The following is a 3,465-nucleotide window of genomic DNA, read 5'->3' as shown; positions in this document are numbered from 1 at the left end:
CGTGCCGGCCACCTCGTCGAACAGCTTCGAGCCCGCCGCCAGCGTGCGGTTGAACGCGGTCTCCTCGGCGACGGCGATGCGCCGGATCCGGTCGAAGTCGGCGACCAGCTCGGGGTACGACGGCCCCATCGCGTCGCGCACCGTGGCCATCAGGTCGCCGACGATGGGCCCCTCGATGTCGAGCAGCCTGGCCGAGCGGATCACCCGGCGCAGCAGCCGGCGCAGCACGTAGCCGCGGCCGTCGTTGCCCGGCGTGACGCCGTCGCCGATCAGGATGGCGGCGGTGCGGCTGTGGTCGGCGATCACCCGGTAACGCACGTCGTCGTCGTGGTTGCCCACGTCATACCCGCGGGGCGCCCGGGCGGCGGCGGTGTCGATGACCGGGCGCAGCAGGTCGGTCTCGTAGACGTTGTGCACGCCCTGCAGGATGAACGCGACCCGCTCCACGCCCATGCCGGTGTCAATGTTCTTGCGCGGCAACGGCCCCAGGATCTCGAAGTCGGCCTTGCCGGTGCCCTCGCCGCGCTCGTTCTGCATGAACACGAGATTCCAGATCTCGATGTAGCGGTCCTCGTTGGCGATCGGGCCGCCCTCGATGCCGAACTCCGGCCCGCGGTCGTAGTAAATCTCCGAGGACGGGCCGCACGGGCCGGGGATGCCCATCGACCAGTAGTTGTCTTCCATGCCGCGGCGCTGGATGCGATCGGAGGGCAGGCCGGCGATCTCCTGCCACAGCTGCACGGCCTCGTCGTCGTCGAAAAAGACCGTCGTCCAGATGCGTTCGGGATCCAGGCCGTAGCCGCCCTGCTCGACGCTGTTGGTCAGCAGGGTCCAGGCCAGCTCGATGGCGCGGCGCTTGAAATAGTCGCCGAACGAGAAGTTGCCCGCCATCTGAAAGAACGTGTTGTGTCGGGTGGTGATGCCGACCTCGTCGATATCGGGCGTGCGGATGCACTTTTGGATGCTGGTGGCGGTCGAGTACTCGGGAGTGCGCGCGCCCAGGAAGTAGGGCACGAACTGCACCATGCCCGCGTTGACGAACAGCAGGTTGGGGTCGTCGAGGATCACCGATGCGCTCGGCACCTCGGTGTGGCCCGCCTTCACGAAATGATCAAGAAACCGCTTCCTGATCTCGTGTGTCTGCACTTTCCAGCCCGCTTCTTTCCGTTACTTCGACGTCTGGCTCCCAGCCTATTCGCCGGGTGTGAGAAGCCCATCTAACGACGCATTTCGACCGCTCACAGTACCTGCCCCGGCGCGCCGGGCGTCCGGCCGCTAACCCTCCAGAAAGCTCAGCCGGACCGAGCGTTGGGGGTTGTCCCGGTTCAAGTCGACCAGGACGATGCTTTGCCACGTGCCCAGCATCGGCTCCCCGCCCGAGACCGGCACCGTCACCGACGGCGCGACGAGCGCCGGCATCACATGGTCGGCGCCGTGGCCCGGGGAGCCGTGCGAGTGCCGGTACCGGTCGTCGCGCGGCAGCAGCCGTTCCAGCGTGTCGACCAGGTCGTCGTCGGAACCGGCACCCGTCTCGATGATGGCCACCCCCGCCGTGGCGTGCGGGACGAACACGTTGCACAGGCCGTCCCCGCGCGACCAGCAGAACCCGCGCACCGCTTCGGTGAGATCGACGATGCGGCGGCGCGAGGTGTCCACGTCCAACACATCGGTATGCACCCGGACAAGCCTACGGCCCGACCGTCGCGACCAGCCAATCGTTTGTGAGCGCGGCCACAGTTGGGCATTGCGGCACGCAACCGGCAGGAGGAAGGTAACTGGTGGGACCGGTGGCGCCACCGGGTCCCGTTAGTTGTCAAGCCCCGACACAGAGAGGGGTCGACCGTGTACGCACGTTCCACCACCATCCAGGCGCAACCCCTGTCGGTCGACATCGGAATTGCGCACGTTCGCGACGTCGTCATGCCCGCCCTCACCGAGATCGACGGGTGCGTGGGGCTGTCGCTGTTGGTCGACCGGCAATCCGGCACCTGCATTGCGACCAGCTCGTGGGAGACCATCGAGGCGATGCGCGGCAGCGCCGAGCGGGTCGCGCCCATCCGTGACCGGGCCGCGCTGATGTTCGACGGCAGCGCGCGGATCGAGGAATGGGACATCGCCCTGCTGCACCGCGACCACCCGTCCCGACAGGGTGCGTGCGTGCGCGCCACCTGGCTCAAGGTGGTGCCGGATCAGCTCACCCGGTCGCTGGACTTCTACCGGTCCTCGGTGCTGCCCGAGCTGGAGGACCTCGACGGGTTCTGCAGCGCCAGCCTGCTCGTCGACCACCCCGCGTGCCGCCGGGCGGTCACCTGCTCCACGTTCGACTCGATGGAGGCGATGGCCCGCAACCGCGACCGGGCCAGCGAACTGCGCAGCAGGCGGGTGCGCGAGCTGGGCGCCGAGGTGATCGACGTGGCCGAGTTCGAGCTGGCCATCGCCCACCTGCGGGTGCCCGAGCTGGTCTAGCCGGGCAATCAGGCTGGGCCTAGGGCAAGGCGTCGCCGGGGAACCCGCGGCAGGCGTGCACCTCGTAGGTGAAGACGCCCGCGGCGACCCCGGGGTCCTCGCTCATGATCCCGGTGGTCTCGTCGACCGTCGCGGCGAAGACTCCGACGCCGCAGACGTCGGACTCGTCGCTGACCGGCAGGACCACCGCGAGCACCCCGTCGTCGCGCAGCCCGAAATTGCGCCGGCCGTGCTCCCAGATCACGCCGACCGACGACTCGTCGCCGAACCTGGGGCCGCGCTTGAGGATGACGACGCTATAGGGCTTGGCGGTGGGCAGCAGCCGGCCCATCTCCTCGTCGGTGAAGACCTTCATGACCGTCCCCTCTTGTTGCGGATGATCGCGCGCAATCGGTCCAGCCGGCCGGCCATTTCGCGTTCACCGCCGCGGCCGGTGGGCCGGTAGTAGTCGACACCGACCAGCTCGTCGGGTGGATACTGTTGCGCGACAACGCCATCCGGGTGATCATGCGAGTACTTGTAGCCCTGCGCGTTGCCCAGCCCGGCGGCGCCCGAATAGTGCCCGTCGCGCAGGTGCGGCGGAACCAGTCCGGCCTTGCCGGCCCTGATGTCGCTCATCGCCGCACCCAGCGCCGTGGTGACCGCGTTCGACTTCGGCGCGGTGGCCAGATAGACCGTGCAGTGCGCCAGGGTGAGCTGCGCCTCGGGCATCCCGATCAGCGCGACGGTCTGCGCGGCCGCGACCGCCACCTGCAGCGCGGTCGAGTCGGCCATGCCGATGTCCTCGCTGGCCAGGATCATCAGCCGGCGCGCGACGAAACGCGGGTCTTCCCCGGCGACCAGCATGCGGGCCAGGTAGTGCAGCGCGGCGTCGACGTCGGAGCCGCGGATCGACTTGATGAAGGCGCTGATGACGTCGTAGTGCTGGTCGCCGTCCCGGTCGTAGCGCACCGCGGCCTCGTCCAGGGACTGCTCGACGGCGGCGACGGTCAACTCGCC

Annotated in this window: 4 protein-coding genes and 1 pseudogene; 1 reads left to right on the top strand and 4 read right to left on the bottom strand. The window is 68.8% G+C overall.

Annotated elements, in window-relative coordinates:
* Nucleotides 1–1,146: alanine--tRNA ligase-related protein (locus tag A5646_RS18945; RefSeq protein ID WP_231998374.1), on the bottom strand; the 1,146-nt coding region annotated here is incomplete at its 3' end.
* A gap of 129 nt (nucleotides 1,147–1,275) precedes the next feature.
* Nucleotides 1,276–1,665 (bottom strand): secondary thiamine-phosphate synthase enzyme YjbQ, encoded by a 390-nt coding sequence (locus A5646_RS18940; protein WP_197497906.1) that lies wholly within the window; start codon nucleotides 1,663–1,665, stop codon nucleotides 1,276–1,278.
* Between the two features lie 177 nt (nucleotides 1,666–1,842).
* Between A5646_RS18940 and A5646_RS18935 the strand changes: the two genes are divergently transcribed.
* Nucleotides 1,843–2,466, top strand: a complete 624-nt coding sequence (locus tag A5646_RS18935; protein ID WP_066876286.1) for a hypothetical protein — start codon at nucleotides 1,843–1,845, stop codon at nucleotides 2,464–2,466.
* A gap of 19 nt (nucleotides 2,467–2,485) precedes the next feature.
* Here A5646_RS18935 and A5646_RS18930 read toward each other — a convergent pair whose 3' ends face one another.
* Together A5646_RS18930 and A5646_RS18925 are read right to left on the bottom strand one after the other, a co-directional pair.
* Nucleotides 2,486–2,821 (bottom strand): hypothetical protein, encoded by a 336-nt coding sequence (locus A5646_RS18930; RefSeq protein WP_066863527.1) that lies wholly within the window; start codon nucleotides 2,819–2,821, stop codon nucleotides 2,486–2,488.
* Nucleotides 2,818–3,465: pseudogene (locus A5646_RS18925) on the bottom strand (replication-associated recombination protein A); the annotation flags it as partial. The pseudogene A5646_RS18925 and the gene A5646_RS18930, both read right to left, overlap by 4 nt.

Origin of the sequence: Mycobacterium sp. 1245499.0 (assembly GCF_001673615.1) — a bacterium.
Taxonomy (GTDB): Bacteria; Actinomycetota; Actinomycetes; order Mycobacteriales; family Mycobacteriaceae; genus Mycobacterium; species Mycobacterium europaeum_A.
This window is presented reverse-complemented; position numbering and strand designations above follow the sequence as displayed.

Coding starts and splice junctions, on each gene's coding strand:
- A5646_RS18930 (WP_066863527.1), bottom strand. CDS start 2,821: ATGAAGGTCTTCACCGACGAGGAGATGGGCCGGCTGCTGCCCACCGCC.